The sequence below is a fragment of the Streptomyces sp. 8K308 genome (assembly GCF_004348315.1).
Classification (GTDB): Bacteria; Actinomycetota; Actinomycetes; order Streptomycetales; family Streptomycetaceae; genus Streptomyces.
In genome coordinates this window covers 1-1159 of the sequence record NZ_SMKC01000642.1, presented here as the reverse complement: position 1 = coordinate 1159, position 1159 = coordinate 1, and the positions used below count along the sequence as shown (strand labels likewise).

Below are 1159 nucleotides of genomic sequence, written 5' to 3'. Positions count from 1 at the left end.
GGGCCGGCGGGCGCAAGGGCGCCCGGGACCGGGACCGGGACCGGGACCGCGCGGACCGGCGGCGGGCCGAGCTCGAGGAGATGAGCAAGTCCGAGCTGTACCAGCGGGCCACCGAGGCCAGCATCCCCGGCCGCTCCTCGATGAACCGCGAGGAGCTGATCAGGGCGCTCGCGGCATGACGTCCCAGGTCGTCACCGTGGACGGCCACCGGCTCTCGCTGTCCAACCTGGACAAGGTCATCTACCCGGACGGCACCACCAAGGGCGAGGTGCTGCACTACTACGCGACCCACGGCGACGTCATCCTCCCCCACCTGCGGGACCGGCCGCTGAGCCTGCTGCGGTATCCGGACGGGCCCGAGGGTGAGCGGTTCTTCACCAAGCACGTGCCGCCCGGCACCCCGGAGTGGGTGACCACGCGCGACGTCCCACGCTCCGGCGGCGGCACGATGCGGCAGGTGCTGGTGCAGGACCTGCCGAGCCTGGTGTGGGTGGCCAACCTGGTGGTGGAGTTGCACACCCCGCAGTGGCGGATCACCGACCCCGGAGTGGCCGACCGGCTCGTCTTCGACCTCGACCCCGGCGACCCGGCCACCATCGTGGACTGCTGCCGGGTGGCGCTGTGGCTGCGGGACCGGCTGGCCGACGACGGGCTGACCGCCTACGTCAAGACCTCGGGCGCCAAGGGGCTGCACCTGCTGTGCCCGCTGCGGCCGGCACCGTCCGCCGAATCCTCCGACTACGCGCGGCTGCTGGCCACCGAGGCCACCAGGGCCCTGCCGGACCTCGTCATCGCGGCGATGGCCCGCCGCCTGCGGCCAGGCCGGGTCTTCATCGACCACAGTCAGAACGCGGCGCGCAAGACGACGGCCACGCCGTACACGCTGCGGGCACGGCCGGCGCCGACGGTGTCGGCGCCGGTGACGTGGGACGAGGTCGCCTCCTGCGGGGATCCGGCGGAGCTGGACATCCGACTGCCGGACGTGCCACGGCGACTGGCCGAGCACGGCGAGCTGTTGGCGGCGCTGGCCGCCGGCGAGGGCGCGTCCGCGCTCGGCCCACGCTGACGCGCGCCCGCGCGTCCTTCCCGCGCGTTTCGCGCGGAGCGCCTTGGCCCGGCCGGCCGGCCCTTGCCCGGGCGCTCCGCGCGGGGTTTCCCC

At 74.7% G+C, this 1159-nt stretch carries 2 protein-coding genes; both read left to right on the top strand.

Annotation, left to right across the window (positions count from 1 at the left end; translation table 11 throughout):
* Positions 1–80 precede the first annotated feature (80 nt).
* Complete coding sequence (locus E1265_RS40530) at positions 81–179, top strand: hypothetical protein (RefSeq protein ID WP_279571503.1); 99 nt, start codon at positions 81–83, stop codon at positions 177–179.
* Positions 176–1066 carry a non-homologous end-joining DNA ligase gene (gene ligD, locus E1265_RS36375; protein ID WP_132935199.1) on the top strand — a complete coding sequence of 297 codons (891 nt, stop codon included), beginning with the start codon at positions 176–178 and terminating at the stop codon, positions 1064–1066. Before E1265_RS40530 ends, ligD begins: the two co-directional genes overlap by 4 nt.
* The last annotated feature ends 93 nt before the right edge of the window (positions 1067–1159 follow it).